The 17,558-nt window shown below is 69.4% G+C and carries 21 protein-coding genes; 8 read left to right on the forward strand and 13 right to left on the reverse strand.

Features of this window, described 5'->3' with window-relative positions; all coding sequences use genetic code 11:
* Nucleotides 1-2: 2 nt before the first annotated feature.
* The 9 genes from ACFYWJ_RS08300 to ACFYWJ_RS08340 form a co-directional block, all read right to left on the reverse strand.
* A complete protein-coding gene (locus tag ACFYWJ_RS08300; protein WP_355274126.1) occupies nucleotides 3-302 on the reverse strand; it encodes a hypothetical protein in 300 nt (99 codons plus the stop codon).
* Between the two features lie 22 nt (nucleotides 303-324).
* Nucleotides 325-891: a vitamin K epoxide reductase family protein gene (locus ACFYWJ_RS08305; protein ID WP_355274125.1), complete on the reverse strand. Its 567-nt coding sequence runs from the start codon at nucleotides 889-891 to the stop codon at nucleotides 325-327.
* The gene (locus tag ACFYWJ_RS08310) at nucleotides 888-1,640 is read right to left on the reverse strand and encodes a DsbA family protein (protein WP_355274122.1); all 753 of its coding nucleotides are present in this window, start codon (nucleotides 1,638-1,640) and stop codon (nucleotides 888-890) included. Before ACFYWJ_RS08310 ends, ACFYWJ_RS08305 begins: the two co-directional genes overlap by 4 nt.
* Nucleotides 1,641-1,713: 73 nt before the next feature.
* Nucleotides 1,714-2,559, reverse strand: a complete 846-nt coding sequence (locus ACFYWJ_RS08315; RefSeq protein ID WP_355274120.1) for a polyphosphate kinase 2 family protein — start codon at nucleotides 2,557-2,559, stop codon at nucleotides 1,714-1,716.
* Nucleotides 2,560-2,574: 15 nt separating this feature from the next.
* Nucleotides 2,575-4,032 carry an alanine/glycine:cation symporter family protein gene (locus tag ACFYWJ_RS08320; protein WP_355274117.1) on the reverse strand — a complete coding sequence of 486 codons (1,458 nt, stop codon included), beginning with the start codon at nucleotides 4,030-4,032 and terminating at the stop codon, nucleotides 2,575-2,577.
* Between the two features lie 36 nt (nucleotides 4,033-4,068).
* A complete protein-coding gene (locus ACFYWJ_RS08325) occupies nucleotides 4,069-4,701 on the reverse strand; it encodes a class I SAM-dependent methyltransferase (RefSeq protein WP_355274115.1) in 633 nt (210 codons plus the stop codon).
* Nucleotides 4,698-5,957 carry a saccharopine dehydrogenase NADP-binding domain-containing protein gene (locus ACFYWJ_RS08330; protein WP_355274113.1) on the reverse strand — a complete coding sequence of 420 codons (1,260 nt, stop codon included), beginning with the start codon at nucleotides 5,955-5,957 and terminating at the stop codon, nucleotides 4,698-4,700. The genes ACFYWJ_RS08325 and ACFYWJ_RS08330 overlap by 4 nt, the downstream gene beginning before the upstream one ends.
* Nucleotides 5,954-7,372 (reverse strand): AarF/UbiB family protein, encoded by a 1,419-nt coding sequence (locus ACFYWJ_RS08335; RefSeq protein WP_355274112.1) that lies wholly within the window; start codon nucleotides 7,370-7,372, stop codon nucleotides 5,954-5,956. Before ACFYWJ_RS08335 ends, ACFYWJ_RS08330 begins: the two co-directional genes overlap by 4 nt.
* A gap of 159 nt (nucleotides 7,373-7,531) precedes the next feature.
* A complete protein-coding gene (locus tag ACFYWJ_RS08340) occupies nucleotides 7,532-8,359 on the reverse strand; it encodes a TetR/AcrR family transcriptional regulator (RefSeq protein WP_355274109.1) in 828 nt (275 codons plus the stop codon).
* Nucleotides 8,360-8,466: 107 nt separating this feature from the next.
* Here ACFYWJ_RS08340 and ACFYWJ_RS08345 point away from each other — a divergent pair, with 107 nt between their 5' ends.
* From ACFYWJ_RS08345 to purU, 6 genes are all read left to right on the forward strand, one after another.
* Entirely contained in the window at nucleotides 8,467-9,798 is a 1,332-nt protein-coding gene (locus tag ACFYWJ_RS08345) for a DUF445 family protein (protein ID WP_355274107.1), read from the forward strand.
* A 94-nt stretch (nucleotides 9,799-9,892) separates the two neighbouring features.
* Nucleotides 9,893-10,339 carry a helix-turn-helix domain-containing protein gene (locus ACFYWJ_RS08350; protein WP_071932013.1) on the forward strand — a complete coding sequence of 149 codons (447 nt, stop codon included), beginning with the start codon at nucleotides 9,893-9,895 and terminating at the stop codon, nucleotides 10,337-10,339.
* Nucleotides 10,339-10,992 carry a heparin-binding hemagglutinin gene (locus ACFYWJ_RS08355; RefSeq protein ID WP_355274105.1) on the forward strand — a complete coding sequence of 218 codons (654 nt, stop codon included), beginning with the start codon at nucleotides 10,339-10,341 and terminating at the stop codon, nucleotides 10,990-10,992. The genes ACFYWJ_RS08350 and ACFYWJ_RS08355 overlap by 1 nt, the downstream gene beginning before the upstream one ends.
* Nucleotides 10,993-11,065: 73 nt before the next feature.
* Complete coding sequence (locus tag ACFYWJ_RS08360) at nucleotides 11,066-11,359, forward strand: DUF2516 family protein (protein ID WP_342800085.1); 294 nt, start codon at nucleotides 11,066-11,068, stop codon at nucleotides 11,357-11,359.
* A gap of 90 nt (nucleotides 11,360-11,449) precedes the next feature.
* Nucleotides 11,450-12,502 (forward strand): alpha/beta hydrolase, encoded by a 1,053-nt coding sequence (locus ACFYWJ_RS08365; protein WP_355274103.1) that lies wholly within the window; start codon nucleotides 11,450-11,452, stop codon nucleotides 12,500-12,502.
* A 20-nt stretch (nucleotides 12,503-12,522) separates the two neighbouring features.
* Nucleotides 12,523-13,413, forward strand: coding sequence for a formyltetrahydrofolate deformylase (gene purU / locus ACFYWJ_RS08370; RefSeq protein ID WP_355274101.1), 891 nt, complete (start codon nucleotides 12,523-12,525; stop codon nucleotides 13,411-13,413).
* A 3-nt stretch (nucleotides 13,414-13,416) separates the two neighbouring features.
* Here the strand turns inward: purU and ACFYWJ_RS08375 are convergent, their stop codons facing one another.
* Nucleotides 13,417-13,944 (reverse strand): N-acetyltransferase, encoded by a 528-nt coding sequence (locus ACFYWJ_RS08375; protein WP_355274098.1) that lies wholly within the window; start codon nucleotides 13,942-13,944, stop codon nucleotides 13,417-13,419.
* Nucleotides 13,945-14,087: 143 nt separating this feature from the next.
* Between ACFYWJ_RS08375 and deoC the strand changes: the two genes are divergently transcribed.
* Nucleotides 14,088-14,759 (forward strand): deoxyribose-phosphate aldolase, encoded by a 672-nt coding sequence (gene deoC / locus ACFYWJ_RS08380; RefSeq protein WP_355274095.1) that lies wholly within the window; start codon nucleotides 14,088-14,090, stop codon nucleotides 14,757-14,759.
* A gap of 5 nt (nucleotides 14,760-14,764) precedes the next feature.
* Here the strand turns inward: deoC and ACFYWJ_RS08385 are convergent, their stop codons facing one another.
* A complete protein-coding gene (locus ACFYWJ_RS08385) occupies nucleotides 14,765-15,499 on the reverse strand; it encodes a DUF2993 domain-containing protein (protein WP_355274092.1) in 735 nt (244 codons plus the stop codon).
* A 105-nt stretch (nucleotides 15,500-15,604) separates the two neighbouring features.
* Here ACFYWJ_RS08385 and ACFYWJ_RS08390 point away from each other — a divergent pair, with 105 nt between their 5' ends.
* Complete coding sequence (locus tag ACFYWJ_RS08390; RefSeq protein WP_355274089.1) at nucleotides 15,605-16,213, forward strand: hypothetical protein; 609 nt, start codon at nucleotides 15,605-15,607, stop codon at nucleotides 16,211-16,213.
* On the opposite strand, the gene ACFYWJ_RS08395 is transcribed toward ACFYWJ_RS08390, so the two are convergent.
* Nucleotides 16,199-16,999 (reverse strand): class I SAM-dependent methyltransferase, encoded by an 801-nt coding sequence (locus ACFYWJ_RS08395; protein ID WP_355274086.1) that lies wholly within the window; start codon nucleotides 16,997-16,999, stop codon nucleotides 16,199-16,201. The two genes, ACFYWJ_RS08390 and ACFYWJ_RS08395, sit on opposite strands and share 15 nt — an antisense overlap.
* A gap of 25 nt (nucleotides 17,000-17,024) precedes the next feature.
* Nucleotides 17,025-17,552, reverse strand: coding sequence for a DUF2505 domain-containing protein (locus ACFYWJ_RS08400; RefSeq protein ID WP_355274083.1), 528 nt, complete (start codon nucleotides 17,550-17,552; stop codon nucleotides 17,025-17,027).
* Nucleotides 17,553-17,558: the final 6 nt, after the last annotated feature.

Genomic DNA, 17,558 nt, shown 5'->3' on the forward strand with positions numbered 1-17,558 from the left:
GGTCACCGCAGGACCAGGCCGGCGAGGCCGATCACCATCGCGGCGGCGAACACTCCGGTGGCAACTCCGAGCAGTCGCGGTGACCTGCGGACGGCGATGATCGCGGCCGCGAGTACGCACAGCGTCAGAACGACGATCGAGACAAGGCCGGGCGCACCCGGATCCAGGTCGGGATGCCGACGATCGGACAACGCGGCGAGCGCCCCGAACAAGGTCACCCCGATGACCATCGCGCCCGCTGTCGCCAGCGTCGCGCCCCGCCAGTACTCCAGCCGGTCGGCGGGTTTCGAATCGATGGTCATCGCTGCGATCCAGGGGGCCGGTTCACACCAGGCTCAGCCAGTAGTCCTGGAACTTCAGGAAGACGAGGAGGAGGACGACGGCGTAGAAGACGACGACGAGGGTCCAGCGCCATTCGGCGAGGATGGCCATGATGCCGCGGGAGCGGCCCCAGGTTTCCTGGGTGGTGACGGCGAACAGGAGGGGGGTGACCGCCCAGACGACCATGCAGTACGGGCACAGGGCGTTGATGCGGTAGAGGCTCTGGAAGATGAGCCAGCAGATGGCGGCGACGCCGAGGACGGTGCCGAGCCAGAGGCCGCCCCAGACCCAGCGGGGGAAGCCGACGCCGACGACGGCGAGGACGCCGAGGGTCACCACCACCGAGAAACCGACGATGCCGAACAGCGGGTTGGGGAAACCGAAGACCGCGGCCTGGTCGGTCTTCATGATCGACCCGCACGAGAGCACCGAATTGATGCTGCACGAGGTGACGTAGTTCGGGTCGACGAACAGCTTGAAGCGTTCGACGGTCAGCGTGAACGAGGCCAGCCACCCCGCCAGCCCGGCGATCAGCAGCAGCCACGCCGAGCGGGCGGGGGCGGTGATCACTTGGCCGCGTCGGCGATCACGGACGCCATGCCGTTCTCGGTGAAGAGGGCGTCGGACTGGATGAGCTGCCCATTGACGAACACCGACGGCGTCGACTGCACGCCGCTGTTCAGGGTCTCCTGGGTGACCTGGGTGATGTAGTCGTTGTACGGCTTGTCATTGATGCAGGTGGCCACCGCGGGATCGGTGTAGCCCACCTCGGTCGCGATCTGGATCAGCTGCTCGTTGCTCAGCCCGGCGGTACCCTCGGCGGGCTGCTTGGCGAACATGGTCTGCAGCCAGGTCTGGTACTTGCTCGGGTCCGACTTCGCCACGCAGAACGAGGCGTTGGCCGCGCGCGAGGAGTACTGCGTGGTGGACGCGCGATCGAGGAACGAGATGATCTGGTAGTCGATCACGGCGGTGCCGTCGGCCGCGGCCTGCGCCAGCGCCTCGCCGTTGGCGGCCTCGAACTGCTTGCAGGCCGGGCACTGGAGGTCGGCGACGACGCGAACCTTCACCTTGGCGTCCGGGTTGCCGATGCGCACCGCGCCGGAGTCGGTCACCGAACCGCCGGTCGCGGGCAGCTGGGCCGCCGACGTGGTGCTGCTGTCGGAGTCGGACTGCTTGACGGCGATGCCGATGCCGATCGCCGCCACCAGAGCCACCAGGACGGCGGCGACGCCGACCTGGATCGCGATCTTGCGCTTCCTGTCGGCTGCTTCGGCCGCCGCCAGCGGATTCTGCTTGCCCGTGCTCACCGTTGTCACACGCCTTTCGTTCGTGGTCTCCCCACCGGGGACATCATGCGGGCCGAACCTGAGAGTTTCTTCAACGATCCGATCAGGACGCGTCGAGCCTGCGCAGCTGCTCGGCGACATCGAAATCGGCGGGCGGCCAATCCAGTTTCAGGCCGTTCAGCGCGTCGATCAGCAATTCGGTCACCGCGAGGCGCGCGTACCACTTGTGGTCGGCGGGCAGCACATACCACGGCGCGTGATCGGTGTTGGTGCGTTCCAGCACGGCCTGGTAGGCCTTCTGGTACTCGGGCCAGTAGCCGCGTTCGGTGATGTCGGCGGGATTGAACTTCCAGTACTTGTCGGGGCGTTCCAGCCGCTCGCGGAGCCTGCGCTTCTGCTCCTCGAGCGAGACGAACATGGCCACCTTCACGATGGTGGTCCCGGCGTCGGCGACCTCGTGTTCGAAGGCGTTGATCAGGCCGTAGCGCTGCTCCCATTCGGACTGCGGCACCAGGTCGTGCACGCGCACGACCAGCACGTCCTCGTAGTGCGAGCGGTCGAACACGCCGATCTGGCCGTGCGCGGGCAGGCGCTTGCGGATGCGCCAGAGGAAGTCGTGCTGCTTCTCCTCCTCGGTCGGCACCCCGAAGGACGCGTGGTCGACGCCCTGCGGGTCGACCGAGCCGATCACGTGGCGCACGATGCCGCCCTTGCCCGCGGTGTCCATGCCCTGCAGGACCAGCAGCACGCTGTGCTTGCCGCCGGTGCGGCCGTGCGCGAACAGCTTCTCCTGCAGGTCCGAGAGCACGGCGGCGCGCTCGGTCAGCAGCTCTTTGCCGCGGGCCTTGTCACCGGTGAATCCCGGCGTCGCCGAGGTGTCGAGGTCGATGATCCGCTGGCCGTCGGCCCGCAGCGCGGTGGTGACGGGTTCGGCCCAGTGTTTCGCCATTTCCCATGCCTACCACTACTGCGCGCGATCGACCGGCAAGCTCGACGCAATCGTTGCCTGCCAGCAGGCCACACCGGCCGGATCGGCGATCTCGGGCCGGTGCACGTACACCGGGTCGGCGCCCGCCGCCTGCTGCGCGCGGTAGTCGGCCAGCAGCCGGAACGCGACGACGCCGAGCGGGATGATCGCGGCCAGGTTGACCAGCGCCATCACGCCCATGAACACGTCGGCCAGGTTCCAGATCAGGCTCACCGAGCCGAGCGCGCCGCCGAACACGGCCACCAGCACGGCCACCCGGAACGCGGTGAGCACCTGCGGCCGGTCGGTGATGAACTCGATATTGGCCCGGCCGTAGTAGAAATTGCCGATCATCGAGCTGAACGCGAGCAGGAACACCACGGCGGTCAGCACGTGCCCGGCCCAGGTGCCGAGGCTGTGCTGCAGGGCGCTCTGGGTGAGGTCGGCGCTGCGCCGCTCGGACAGGTCGGGATCGCTGGTCAGGATGATGAACGCGGTGATCGAGCAGATCAGCAGGGTGTCGAAGTAGACGCCGAGCGACTGCACCAGCCCCTGCTTCACCGGATGCGAGACGTCGGCGGCGGCCGCGGCGTTCGGCGAGGAGCCCAGGCCCGCCTCGTTGGAGAACATGCCGCGCCGGATGCCCTGCGCGATGGCGGCGCCGATCCCGCCGCCGACCACCTCGCGCAGGCCGAACGCGCCGCCGACGATATCGGCGAGCACCCGCGGCAGATCGTCGATGTTCAGCACCACCACCGCGATGCCGAGCAGCAGGTACACGATCGCCATGATCGGCACGAGCACCTCGGTGATGTGGCTGATCCGGCGCACCCCGCCGAAGATCACCACGCCGAGCAGGATGATCAGCGCGAGCCCGACCGCGAGCGGGAACCAGTCACCGTCCAGGCCCGACAGTGATGCCCGCGTGGTCGCCACGATGGTGTTGGACTGCACCGCGTTGAACACGAAACCGAAGGTCACCGTGATGATGACCGCGAAGATCAGGCCCTGCCAGCGCCGTCGCAGCCCGTACTCCATGTAGTAGGCGGGCCCGCCGCGGAAGGTGCCCGGCTCGTGCTCCGGCCGCTTGTACAGCTGGGCGAGCGTGGATTCGACGAAGGCCGACGCGGCGCCCAGGGTCGCCATCGCCCACATCCAGAACACCGCGCCCGGCCCGCCGACACTGATCGCGGTGGCGACGCCGGCGATGTTGCCGGTGCCGACCCGCGCCGCCGCCGAGATGCTGAACGCGCCGAACGCCGACACCGACTTCTTGCCGTCGGCGGCGGGCTGCCCCTTCTCGGCGACCACCCGCAGCATCTCCGGCAGCATCCGCAACTGCACGACACCGCTGCGCACGGTGAAGTACAGCCCGGCCGCGATCACCAGTGGGATCAGCAGCCAGTTCCAGAACACGTCGTTGACATCGACGACGACCGAGTTCAGCGTGTCCATGCGGCGAAGGCTACCGCCGGGCAACCCGGGAAAAGGTCAGGCGGGCCGGGTGGCGTCGACGTATTGCATGAAACGGTGCACGCGCTGGTCGATTTCGACCAGCCCGGCCTCGGCGAACAGGCGCGGGAAGGTGTCGCGGTCGAACAGCCGCAGCCCGCTCAGGCCCGCGGCCATGGTGCTGGCCCGGCCGAACAGGTTGTCCTCGCGGTAGCTGGTGGTGATCGCGATCCGGCCGCCCGGCGCGAGCACCCGGATCATCTCGCGGGTGGCCGCGATCGGATCCGGGATCAGGTACAGCGCGCCGAAACAGCAGACGGCGTCGAAGGTTCCGTCGGCGAAGGGCAGCACCCGCGCGTCACCGCGGACGTAGCCGACCCGGGGGCCCGCGTTGTCGGCGGCGGCCTTGGCCAGCATCGGCTCGGAGTAGTCCAGGCCGGTGACGAAGCCGTCACCGGCCAGGAACTCGCTCAGGTACCGGGTGAAATTGCCGGGGCCGCAGGCGAGGTCGAGCACCTTCTTACCGCCGCCGAGCCGCAGCGTGTCGACGGCCTCGCGCCGATCGCTGCCGGTGGTGCGGCCGCTGGCGAGGTAGAACAGCGTGGGTCGCCACGCGTGCTCGTAGACCGCGGCCAGCGCGGGCGCGTTCATGGTCTTGCGCGCGAGGTTCACTGCCGCGCGACCTCGATGGTCATGCCGGCGCCGCGCAGCCGCTCGGTGAGTGCTTCGCCCATGGCCGAGGCCGGGGTGAGAATGCCGGCGCGCGGCGGGAGTTCGTCGAAGGCCAGGCTCAGGCCCGCCTGGCCGAGCAGCACGGCGGTGGCCTGGTAGCCGGGGTCGCCGGTGCCGGAGAAGGTGGCCTGGTACTTGGCGCCGGAGCTGGTGCGGGCGAAGGTCTTCATGGTGAACCAGCCACTGAGGCGGGCCTTTTCGCTGGGGCCGGTGCCCGGCTTGGGCAGGATCCGGTCGAGCAGCTTGCGGCCGAACGAGACCCGCGAGAGCACCGCGCCCGAGGCCATGCCCGCCACGATGCCGCCCGCGATACCCGCCGCCACCAGCGGCGCCGCCGCCGAGCGGCCCGCGTTCATCACCTCGCGGTAGCGGAACTGCTTGCCGTAGGCCCAGCCGAGCAGGCCGTTGGTGCGGCGTACGACCTTGGTGTTGTGCGAGGCCATGATGAACGTGGTGACCCAGCCGTCCAGGCTCGGATCGATGCTGTCGGCGCGGGCCAGCGCCTGATCGGACTGCCGGCCCACATCGGGCTCCATCGAGCGATCGGGGCTCAGCGAGTACGGGTGCGCGAGGATCTTGCCGCGGCCGGAATCGGCGGCGATGTCCTCCATCATGGCGCGGCCGGAATCGATGGTGCCGCCGCTCATCCCACCCTTGAGGTAGGCCACCAGGGTGGTGTCCTCCAGTTCGCCGGTGTCGTCGGCGACGGTGGCGCGGTAGAGCTCGTAGACGCTCAGGTCCGACGGAATCGAGTCGTAGCCACAGGAATTCACGATCTTGGCGCCGGAATCCACTGCGGCCTGCTCGAACTGCTCGATCGCGTCGTGGATGAACAGCGGCTCACCGGTGAGGTCGGCGTAGTGGGTGCCCGCGGTGGCGCACGCGCCGAGCAGCGGCAGCCCGTAGCGCAGGTACGGACCGACCGTGGTGACCACGACCTTGGTCCGCTCGGCCATCGCGGCGAGCGAGGCGGGATCGTTCGAATCGGCGAGAACCAGTTCCCACCCGGCCGCGGCGGGGCCGAGTTCGGCGCGCACGGCGGCGAGCTTGTCGGCCGAGCGGCCCGCCAGCGCGATCCGGGCGTCGGCGGGGGCGGCGGTGAGCAGGTAGTCGGCGGTGAGTTTGCCGACGAAACCTGTCGCGCCGAACAGGATCAGGTCGAATTCGCGGGACTGCGGCACAGGGGCGCCTTTCATCGAGTGCTCGCCTTGCGGGCGCGCGGCTTCTTCGTCGGTTTCGGCGGATGGGTGGCGAGCCAATCGCGGTGGGCCAGACCGAGTTCGGTGACCGGCGGCTCGTCGTAGAGCCATTCCCGGGCGATCAGGTGCCAGTTGTTGGTGCTGTCGAGCTGGCCGAGCATGCCGAAGGTGAGGAAGTCGGCCCGGCGGGAGAACAGGTGCTCCGGCGGCAGGTTCTGCTGCTTCATGCCGGTGAACTCGCTGGCCCTCGGGTCGACGGCCAGCAGGAACGCGCCGCTGGCGAGCTCGGGGGTGATGGTCAGTTCCTCGTCGACCAGGCACCATTCGGAGGCGGCGAGCACGTACTCGAGACACTCCTCGGCGCCGATCTCGTCCGGCGAATCGATCACGCCACGGTCGATCATCAACTGCCGCAGGTCTTCCGCGCGGTCCTCGGCGGCGGCGCGCAGGCACAGGATCTCGAAGTGCACGAGCTTGGGGTCCATGCGGTTGAACAGGCCGAAGTCGAGGAAGGCCACCCGGCCGTCGCGGGCCAGCAGCACATTGCCCGGATGCGGGTCGCCGCAGAACTCGTTGAAGGTGAACAGCGAGCCGACGTAGAAGCGGTAGATGATCTCGCCGACCCGATCGCGCTCGGCGGCGGGCAGATTCCGGATGTCCTCGAAGCCGGTGCCCTCGATGAACTCGCTGACCAGCACGCGGGTGGTGGTGAGCTCGCGCACCGCGTCGGGGACGACGATGAACGGGTGGTCGCGGTACAGGTGCGCGATCTCGGACTGGGTGACCGCCTCGGCCACGTAGTCGAGTTCGGCCTCCATGTTGAGCTTCAGCTCGTCGAGCACGGCCGGGGTGATCCACGGCATCGCCGAGGCCAGCACCCGGCGGAACATGGTCAGGTTCTTCAGGTCGGCGCGCACCGCGACGTCGACGCCGGGGTACTGGACCTTCACCGCGACGGCCCGGCCGTCGTGCAGGGTGGCCCGGTACACCTGGCCGATCGAGGCGGCCGCGATCGGCTCTGGGTCGAATTCGGCGAACACCTCGGGCAGCGGGCGGCCGAAGTCCTCCTCGACGACCGCGCGCATCGCCTCGAACGAGACGGTCGGGGCGGCGTTGCGCAGCACGGCCAGCCGCTGCTGGAACCGGTCGCGATGATCCGGCGGCACCAGGTCCAGGTCGAGCACCGACATCATCTGGCCGAGTTTCATGGCCACGCCCTTCATGGTGCCGAGCACCATGACCACCTGCTCGGTGGTGCGGATCATCGATTCCTCGGCCATCCGGGCGCGTACGGCCTCGGACCGCCCGCGCATGGACAGCCTGGTCTTCTTCGAGCGGATCACCGAGCTCGCCGCTACTGCCCCCAGCTTCGTCCCGCGAGCAAGCCGGGATGTCGGCACGTTTTTCGCCATCGAGGTACCTCCGTTGGTGCCGACGCGCAGGGCGGTCACCGCCCATACAGCGCGCGCGACCACCCGCGGTGACGCAAGCCACAGCGCCCCGCTCGGTTCAGCGTAACGAACCGAGCCGCGATGTCGAGCCCGGCTCCGGCGAACGCGAGGATCGCCCGGTCAGGAGGGCTGAACGGGAATCTCGGGCAGTTCGTGGCTCTGCGAGGTGAAGTACTCGGGCGACCCGCCCGCCTTGGCGACACCCTCGATCGCCGACCACGCCATCATCGTCAGGTAGTCGATGACGTCCTGGCGCGGCATCGCCTTCTCGGTGGTCGTCCACCAGTGCGTGGCCAGCTGGATGCCGCCGACCAGCACATACGACCACAGCATGGCGCCGTCGGTGCGCACGCCCTTGGCGCCGGCCCGGTCGACGAGCACGGCCGTGACCACCTCGGCGAAGAGCCGCTCGAACTCCGCCAGCGAGGACTTGTCGCCCGCGGAGTTGCTCATGATGAACCGGTAGACCTCGGGGTCGTCGTCGACGGTGCCGACGTACTCGGTCATCGCGGCGCGCACCAGCTGGTACTCGTCGGCGTCGAGGTTGATCGCGCCGTAGACGCGGGGCAGCAGCGTGGTCTCGATGAACCGCTGCATGGTGGCGTGCACGAGGTCGTTCTTGTCGGCGAAATAGCGGTACAGGACGGTCTTGGACACGCCGATCTCGGTGGCGATCTCGTCCATGCCCGCCTGGCTGCCGCGCGCGCGGATGGCGTTGAGCGTGCCGTCGACCAGCTCTTCGCGCCGGTCGATCTTGTGCTGCCGCCACCGCCGTTTGCGGCCGTCGACAGGACCGCCGCCGCGTACGGTGGCGCGACCGGTCTGCTCGCCGATCTCGACAAGGTCTTCGGTGGACAGAACAGCCCCCTTAATCGATGTGGCGTCTCTGGTTCTACAGCTTAGGCGCGCCGGTGTGGGGTAGCGCTCGTTTGGCCGAGGTTGCGGCATTTACCACACCGCTGGTCTACCCGCGCGTAAGACAAACCGGGCGGTTCTGTGGTCGCCACGCGGGTTCGCGGCGGCGCGCTCGCGACGGGCACAGCAGAATGGGGGCTATGGAGAAAGCTCCCGGCAACACGGCGGTTCTCGCGCCGCGCACCGAGCCCGCAGCGCGACCAGCGGGTTTCGCGGTCATGACCGACGAGGCGGGCAAGAAACGTGACCTCTTCAAGATGAAAGCGCTGGCCACCGGATTCCTCGTGGTGGCCAGCGTCGTGTACCTGTTCTGCCGCTGGCTCGAATCGCGCGGCGGCGGTGGTGAGTGGGTCGGCTATGTGCGGGCCGCCGCCGAAGCGGGCATGGTCGGCGCGCTGGCCGACTGGTTCGCGGTCACCGCGCTGTTCAAGCACCCGCTGGGGCTGCCGATCCCGCACACCGCGATCATCCGCAAGAAGAAGGACCAGCTCGGGTCGAGCCTGGGCGCCTTCGTCGGCACCAACTTCCTCGCGCCGGACGTGGTGTCGGCGCGCCTGGACTCGGCGCAGATCTCGCTGCGGGTCGGGACCTGGATGGCCGACCCCGGTCACGCGGCGCGGGTGGCGCAGGAGAGCGCGACCATCCTGACCGCGGTGGTCGGCGTGCTGCGCGACGAGGACGTCGAGCAGATCATCGACAACACCATCGTCAAGCGGATCGCCGAACCGCTGTGGGGTCCGCCGATCGGCCGGGTGCTCTCGGAGATGATCGCCGACAATCGCCAGCTGCCGCTGATCGATCTGCTGGCCGAGCGCGCGCATCAGTGGGCGCTGGGTTCGCAGGAGACGATCGACCGGATCGTGCTGCGGGACGCGCCGCAGTGGGCGCCGAAGTTCGTCAACACGTTGCTGTCCGAGCGGATCTACCGGGAACTGGTCGAGTTCACCTGGAAGGTGCGCTCGAATCCCGACCACGAACTGCGCAAGGCCGCCGATCGCTTTCTCCAGGATTTCGCCGACGACCTGCAGCACGACGACGCGATGATCGCCAAGGCGGAGAAGGTCAAGGCCGAGATCATGGGCCGCGAGCAGATCACCGGCATGGCCGAGGCGACGTGGCGCGCGGCCAAGCGGCTGATCCTGGAGTCGGCCGAGGACCCCGATTCCACGTTGCGCCGCAAGGTGGCCGAGAATGTGCAGCAGCTCGGTGAACGCTTGCGCGACGACCCGGCCATGCGCGGCAAGGTGGACGGCTGGATCGATCGCGGCGCCCGCTATCTGGTCGGTAACTACTCGGCCGAGATCACGACCCTGGTGACCGACACCGTCGCGCGCTGGGACGCCGACGAGGCGAGCCGCAAGATCGAACTGCAGGTCGGCCGGGATCTGCAGTTCATCAGGATCAACGGAACGGTCGTCGGCGCGCTGGCAGGCCTGGCCATCTACACGATCTCGCAGTTGTTGTTCCACTGAGCCGAACCGTTAGCCGAACCTGTGCTAACAGAAGTGCTTGCAATAGCTAGCACCCTGATTTAGTATTGACCGTACAACCGCCAGAAGGTGAGTGATGGCAGACCAGCCCGAGGGACGTGTAGCGCACGCGGCACAAGACATCGGAGGGTTCATCAGGTCCCAGCGTGAAGCAGCGCAGGTGTCCTTACGTCAGCTCGCCGCACTGGCGGGGGTGAGCAATCCGTACCTGAGCCAGATCGAACGCGGATTGCGCAACCCTTCCGCCGAAGTACTCGCGCAGATCGCCAAGGCGCTGCGGGTGTCCTCGGAGGTGTTGTATGTGCGGGCCGGATATCTCGAGCAGCGTCCGCACAGCCCGGTCAGGGACGCCCTGCTCGCGGACACTTCGGTGACCGAGCGGCAGAAACAGGTGTTGCTGGAAATCTATGAGTCGTTTCGCCGGGAAAACGGGGAAGAAACCGGCTCAGGGGGGATCGAACGGGACAGCGACGTTTCGTTCACGACAACTGACACTCCGCCACGCCAGGAGAACGAAGACTGATGACCGAGAAGACCGCTACCGTGACCAAGCCGCTGTTCGCCACCGTCGGCGCGGGTGACGCCCTCTACACCGCCGTGAACGACGTCGTCGCCGACGTCCGTGGTCGCGTCGGCGCCACCGACGTCCAGGCCCGCGTCGACGAGGCCCGTGAGCGCATCGCCAACGTGCCCGCCGACGTGCAGGCCCAGTTCGAGACCCTGCGCGAGCGCATCGCCGGCCTGCCGTCGGAGCTGCCGGAGGACCTCGCCGACCTGCGCGAGAAGTTCACCCCGGAGGAGCTGCGCAAGCTGGCCGAGCAGTACTACCGCCAGGCGCTCGACATCTACGCCGACCTCGCCGTCCGCGGTGAGGAGACCGTCGACCGGCTGCGCGCCAACCAGGCCGTCGACGAGCAGATCGGCCGCGTGGAGAGCCTGTACAAGGACGCCTCCGCCCGCGCCGAGGATGCCCTCGCCAAGGTCACCGACCTGCTGGGCCGTGGCAAGGCCGAGGCCGAGACCGTCGCCGACGAGGTCGCGGCTGTCGTCGACGCCGAGGTCGTCGCCGTGAGCACCGAGGAGCCCGCCCCGGCTGCGGCCGCCAAGGCGCCCGCCGCCAAGAAGGCCCCGGCCAAGAAGGCCCCCGCGAAGAAGGCCGCCCCCAAGAAGGCCTGATCTTCTACCGCGAACAGCGGCCCCGCGCACCAGTGGTGAGCGGGGCCGCTGTTCGTATGATGGGGGAGTGAACATGGTGAACGGTCTGACGTCGCTGATCCTGCTGGCCCTGTGGGTGGCGGCCTTCGGCGCGACGGTCTTCGCGCTGATCCACGCCGTGCGGCAGCGCGCGGACGCCTTCACGGCGGTCGACAAGATGACCAAGCCGATCTGGCTGGCGATCCTCGCGGGCGCGCTGGTCTTCCTGCTGCTCGGCATCGCCGGCTTCGGCATGCTGACCTCGTTCATCGCGATCATCGCGACGGGTGTCTACCTCGCGGATGTGCGCCCCAAGGTCGACGAGGTGCAGCGCGGCCCGCGCTGGTGACGACGCGCGCCGGATTTCCGGCGCGGATCTCTCGCGGGTAAGCGGTACGCGGTGTTACTGTATCTGGCAGTAACACAAAGGAGTGTGCCGATGCGCGCAAAGCTGCCGACGGCTCTGCTGAACCTGGTCGATTCCGCGTCCCTCGTGGTCAAGACCGCCCTGGCGGCCCACCGGGCCGATCTGCGGACCCGAACCCACGGGATCGCGGCGTTCGATCCGCCGACCGTGCCCGCCGAGGTGATCCCCGTGGTCACCGCCGACGGCGCCCGGCTGCGGGTGCACGCCTACGGGCCCGTCGACGCGCCGGTCATCGTGTTCGCGCATGGCTGGACCTGCTCGATCGAATACTGGAACGCCCAGATCAACGCCTTCGCCGGCGAGTACCGCGTGGTCGCCTACGACCAGCGCGGCCACGGTGAGAGCACCAACGGCTACGCGCGCCCGAGCACCGATCTGCTCGCCGACGACCTGTGCGATGTGCTCGACGCGGTCCTGCTGCCCGGTCAGCGCGCGGTCCTGGTCGGCCACAGCATGGGCGGCATGACGCTCATCGCCTGGGCGGGCCGCTACCCCGAGCGGGTCGCCGAGCAGGCCGACGCCGTCGTGCTCACCAATACCGGCGCGCACTCGCTGGTCGAGGTCTCGACCATGGTCCCCGGGCTGAACAAGCCGCTGCGGATCCTGGGCGGCCGCCAGATGCCGACCCCGGACTGGCTCGGCAGGCTCATCCTCGGCACGCCGGTCGTCTTCCCGCCGATCAAGCCGGTGCGCTGGATCTTCGCCCGTCAGGTGATGACGCTGGACACCACGGCCGAGAAGCTGAACTACGCGCTGTCGGTGGTGCGCGGGTGCCCGATGATGACCCGGTCGCGCTACGGCCTGCTGCTCGCCGAGCTGCATCTGGGCGACGCCGCGCGCAACTTCAGCGTGCCGACCACGGTGCTGGCGGGCGATCGCGACGACATGACCCCGGCCCTGCACGCCGAGCGGCTGGCCGAGTTGCTGCGCGAGTCGGGCAACCTCGCCGGGTTCACGGTGCTCCCCACCGGGCACCTCGGCAATGTCGAGCGCTACGACCTGTTCAACGCCGAGCTGCGCGGCGTGCTGGCCGCCGTGCGTGAGCCTGTGCGCGCGCTGGCCTGAGGGCCTGCGAGGATGGGCGGATGAGTTCTGCCCCTGTGACCTCGGATGACCGCCGGTTCGTGCTGACCCTCGGCTGCCCGGACCGGCCGGGCATCATCGCCCGGATCTCCTCGTTCATCGCCGAATTCGGCGGCTCGATCGTGGAGGCCGGCTACCACTCCGACGGTGACATCGGCTGGTTCTTCACCCGGCAGGCGGTCAAGGCCGCGACGGTGCCGTTCGGCATCGACGAACTGCGCGCCCGCTTCGCCGAGGTGGCCGCGGAGTTCGGTCCGGAGACCGAGTGGCAGCTGCACGACTCCGGGGCGCCGCGACGGGCGGTGCTGCTGGTCAGCAAGGACGGCCACTGCCTGCACGACCTGCTCGGCCGCGCGGCCGCGGGCGAGCTGCCCGCCACCATCGAGGCCGTCATCGGCAACCACCCCGACCTGGCCGGGATGACCGAGGCGCACGGCGTGAAGTTCCACTACGTGCCGTTCCCGAAGGACCCGGCCGAGCGCGGCCCGGCCTTCGAGCAGGTCCGCGACCTCGTCGACGGGCACGATCCGCACGCCGTCGTGCTCGCGCGCTTCATGCAGGTGCTGCCCGCCGAGCTGTGCGAGCACTGGGCGGGCCGGGCGATCAACATCCACCACAGCTTCCTGCCGTCGTTCGTCGGCGCGCGCCCGTATCACCAGGCCTACGCCCGCGGCGTGAAGCTGATCGGCGCGACCTGCCACTACGTCACGGCCGAGCTGGACGCGGGGCCGATCATCGAGCAGGACGTCATCCGGGTCGACCACGCCGACGACGTGCGCGACATGGTGCGGCAGGGCCGCGATATCGAGCGGGTCGTGCTGGCCCGCGGCCTGCGCTGGCATCTGGAGGGCCGGGTGCTCGTGCACGGCCGCCGCACGGTCGTCTTCGAGTAGTCCTCAGAGGTCGTAGAACGGTGCCGGGTAGCGGAATTCGCCGGTGACGGCCGGGTCGTAGGCCGTCAGCGGGCGCACCTGGAAGAACTCGGCCCAGTCGGCCTCGTCCGGCACGATGCCGAGCCGGGCGCCGGGCACGAATCCGAAGCGGGCGTAGTAGTCGGGATTGCCGACCAGGCCGACCACCGATTCGTCGAGCGCGTCGGCCGCGCCGAGCGCGGCGTGCATCAGCGCCGAACCGACCCCGGTCTTCTGATGGTCGGGATCGACGCCGAGCGGGCCGAGCGCGAGCACCGGGAACGGGCCGATCCCGGCCCTGGTGAGGCACAGGTGCCCGACGACCGTCTCGTATTCGAGGGCGACCAGTGACAGCGTCGGCATCCACGATTCGTCGGTGCGCAGCGCGTCGACCAGTGCCACCTCGGGTGGTTCGGTGATCGACGGGTCGTCGGCGTAGTGGGGGGTGAAGGCGTCGCGGTGGATGGCGGCGATGGCCGCGGCGTCCGCAGGGGTCTCTCGACGGATCAGCACAATCGTCTCCGTATCCTCGGCGGCCGGCGCCGGTCGAAAACCGCCACGCTTAAGTCTCCCGGATTTGGGTAGACCCGCGCAACGCTGTTTACGTGGCGGCCTGCGCGGCGGCCGCCGTGTTGCGGTGTGTCATGCTCGAGTCCATGACCGTCTCGACACCGCTGACCCGGGCCGACGTTGCCGCGATGATCGATCACACCCTGCTCGCCCCCGAAGCCACTCCGGCCCAGGTCGAGGAGCTGATCGCCGAGGCGCGCACGCTCGGTGTGTACGCGATCTGCGTGTCGCCCTCGATGCTGCCGGTGCGGGCGCCCGGGCTGGTCGTGGCGACCGTCGCCGGCTTCCCGTCCGGCAAGCACCACTCGCTCGTCAAGGGTGCTGAAGCGCGCTTCGCGGTCGAGCAGGGTGCGGCCGAGGTCGACATGGTCATCGACGTCGGCGCCGCGCTGGCAGGTGACTTCAACGCCGTGCTCACCGACGTCATCACGGTGCGCGAGGCGACCACCGATCGCGGCGCCGTGCTCAAGGTGATCATCGAATCGGCCGCGCTCACCGACGAGGCGATCGTCGGCGCGTGCCGGGCCGCCGAGGAGGGCGGCGCCGATTTCGTGAAGACCTCCACCGGTTTCCACCCGGCGGGCGGGGCCAGCGTGCACGCGGTGCGGCTGATGGCCGAGACCGTCGGCGGCCGGCTCGGGGTCAAGGCCAGTGGCGGTATCCGCACCGCCGAGGACGCGGCCGCGATGATCGCGGCGGGCGCCACCCGGCTCGGGCTGTCCAAGTCCGCCGCGGTGCTCGACGGTTTCCCCGGCTGACGCCATCAGCAGGTGAATTCGGCCTGCTGACCGCTCGGCGCGGACTCGAGCGTGGTCTTGCCGCCCGCGAGCAGCACGGTGACGCCGTCGTCGGTGACCCGCACCTCCTGCGCGCGCAGGCCGAGCGGGTAGCTCTGCAGGCTCTGCGTGAAGGTCTCGACGATGCCCTGCACCAGGTCGGTGGGCAGGCCGATGCCGAGCAGCTGCGCCGACTTGGTCTCCACCACGACATTGCCGTCGCGGACCATCGGCTGCACCTGCAGCTGGGCCAGGCCGCCGATCACGTCGAGGGTGAGCACGCCGGTGGTGCGCGAGGAGGTCACGCCGCTGACCATGCCGCCGAGGGTCTGCTGGATGCCGTCGTTGTTCCAGGTCACCTCGGCCGAGGAGCTGCCGATGGTGCCGCCGCCGCGACCGCGGTCGGTGAGCTCGATGTCGTCGAACTCCGCGTGCACCACCATGCCGACCGCGGGACCGAACTTGTTGTCCTCGCTGTCGATGGTGACCGAGCCGACCTTGCCGTCGAGGTAGGTGAGCAGCATCGGCTTCGGGCCGAAGCCCACGTCGATGCTCGAGCCCATCTGCTGCTCGAACGAGCTGCTGATGCAGCGCGAGATCTGATGGCGGGCATAGGCTTCGGTGCCCACGATCGCGGCCACCAGCAGCGCGGCGACCACGACCAAGGCGATCACCAGCGTGCGCCGACCTACCTTGGGGCGTTGGGGTGTCTGCGTGGTCATGGCATCGGATTCTTCCGGATCTTTCTGTGTCTGCTCTGAGGAGGGCGTGAAAGCCTTCGCAGCAAAGTGTGACCTGGAGCACTTCACCGGGCGTAGCCTTGATCCATGACTGGCGAGGGTGTGCGCCGGGTGCAGGGGACGGCGGATCATCGGTGGCGTGTGCTGCGGCGGCTCGCCGGTCGGCACGCGGGCTTCTTCACGACCCGTCAGGTATTGCGAACCGGCTGTGAACTGCAGGTCAGAGCGGCGCTCGGCGACGGATCGGTGACCAGGGCCGGCGTCGGCATGATGCGGCTGGCGCAGTGGCGGGCCGGACCGCTCGACGAGTACGCGATGTGGGCGGCCTGGTTCGACGGCGCCGCGGCGGTGTCGTATCAGAGCGCGGCCGAACTGCACGGGATCGGCCGCTTGCAGCCGCGGTTCCTGCATCTGTCGGTGTCGGCGGGGCGCCCGCCGGTGACACCGCGCCTGGTGCTCACCCGGCGCAAGCTGGACGGGCCCGATGTCGAATCGGCCGGGCCGTTCCTGGTCACCACGCCGGTGCGCACCGTGCTCGATCTGGCCGAGACCGAGATCTCGCAGTCGGCGCTGGACGAGGTGGTGGCCGACGCGATCGCCATCCACCGCTGCGACATCGACGAGATCTGGTGGGGTGGACAGCAACTCGCCCCGCGCGCGGCCGCCCGGGTGCGCCGGGCGTTAACCGGCGTCTGACCAGCCGTTCGGCGCGACCACCGGCCACGGCACCGACAGCACGTTGTCGCGCATCCGCCGCCGGTACGCGCGCACCGGAAACCCGCTCTCGCGCAACAGCTCCGCGGCGCCACGCCAGCGGACGCGCGGCCCGTACGGTGCCAGCGCCGCCACGCGGTCCCAGGCGCGGTCGGCCGCGGTGAGCAGCGCGTGCACCGGTTCGCCCGGAATGTTGCGGTGGATCAGCACTTTCGGGAGTCGCTCGGCGATATCGGACGGGCGCTCGACGGTGAACGGATCCCAGGCCAGCGTCAGCGACAGCGGACGCTGCCGGTCGAGCAGCACCCAGGCGCAGCGGCGGCCGAGCTCGTCGCAGGTGCCGTCGACGAACAGGCCGCCGGGCGCGAGGTTCGACCGGATCCGCGCCCAGGCGTCGGGCACGGCGTCCTCCGGGTACTGGCGCAGCACGTTGAACGCGCGAACCAGCACCGGGTGCAGCCCGGCCAGCTCGAAGCCGCCGCGGGCGAAGCGCACGCCGTCGCGGCCGTCGACGACCCGGGCCGGGTCGATCTCGAGCCCGACCACCCGCAGATCGGGGCGGACGGTGCGCAGCCGGGCCGCCAGTTCGAACGTCGTCCAGGGCGCGGCGCCGTAGCCGAGGTCGACGACCAGCGGATCGGCGGCCGCGCGCAGGCGGTCGGTCACCAGGTCGTCGTTGGTCAGCCAGCGGTCGCTGCGGCGCAGGCGGTTGACGCCGGTGGTGCCGCGGGTGATCGTGCCGACCGGTGCCGGTCGTTTGCGGTCCACGGCGGTCGTCTCTCCTGCGGGTGGGTCAGACCGACTTCTTCGCGGCGGCCTCTTCCAGCCAGCGCGAGGTCTCCTCCTGCTCGGCCCGGAACAGGTCGACCAGGTTCACCAGCATCAGCTGCTCCAGGCGCGGGCCGACCATCGGGATGAACACCTTGGCGGTGGGGGAGAAGCGCATGGTGGCGCCGGTCTCGGTGGGGAACAGCCGGATGTCACCGGTGAGACTGCCCGGACCGGCCGGGATGGACGCGGAGAAGCGGCCCTCGGTCTCGTCGTGGTCGAACCGGCCCCAGCTCTCCTTGCGGGTGATGACCATGTCCTTGCGCATCACCGTCTGGGCGATCTCGGGGAGCATCTCGCGCGGCAGCGTGTGCGCCAGCACCACCTCGATGCCGGAGTCGCTCACCTCGTGGCTGATCACCTCGTTGTGCGGGGAGTACTTCCGCATCTCGGCGACGCGCGCTTCCCAGTATTCCCTGCTCTGCAGCGCCGCGTAGAGCTCTTCGGTGGTGTGCAGCGGGTAGCGGGCGGAGTAGTCAAGTCGACGTGCCATGAGGGG

It is taken from the genome of Nocardia sp. NPDC003269 (assembly GCF_042888005.1).
Taxonomy (GTDB): domain Bacteria; phylum Actinomycetota; class Actinomycetes; order Mycobacteriales; family Mycobacteriaceae; genus Nocardia.